Below are 532 nucleotides of genomic sequence, written 5' to 3' on the forward strand. Positions count from 1 at the left end.
CGCGTTGAGGACCTTGCCCGATGCAGCGCGGGTCGAGACGTCCTTGCCTGCGGGGAACTCGGGGACGGAGCCATCCCAGCCCTCGGGGAGACGCCGCGCCTCGATGCGCTCCTGGAGGGCCGCGGCCTCGGGGTTCGCCGACGCCCACGCGTCGAAGCCCGCCTGCCACTCTGCACGGGCCTTCGCGCCGCGCTCGATCGCGCCGCGGGTGTAGGCGAGCACCTCGGGGTCGACGTCGAAGGACTTCTCCGGGTCGAAGCCCAGGACCTGCTTGAGGGCCGCGACCTCGTCGCCGCCGAGCGCCGAACCGTGGATCTTGCCGGTGTTCTGCTTGGTCGGAGACGGCCAGCCGATGATCGTGCGCAGCGAGATGATCGAGGGGCGCCCGGTCTCGGCCTTCGCGGCGACGAGCGCCTGGTAGAGCTCGGGCACGTCCTCGACGTACTCGCCGGTCTTGGTCCAGTCCACGCGCTGGGTGTGCCAGCCGTACGCCGCGTAGCGCGCCAGGACGTCCTCGGTGAAGGCGACGTCC

1 pseudogene is annotated in these 532 nt (G+C 71.8%); it reads right to left on the minus strand.

Going from position 1 to position 532, the window contains the following annotated elements:
• Positions 1–532: pseudogene (locus tag ACLN58_RS22585) on the minus strand (transketolase); the annotation flags it as partial.

This window comes from Sinomonas sp. G460-2 (assembly GCF_047759905.1).
Classification (GTDB): domain Bacteria; phylum Actinomycetota; class Actinomycetes; order Actinomycetales; family Micrococcaceae; genus Sinomonas.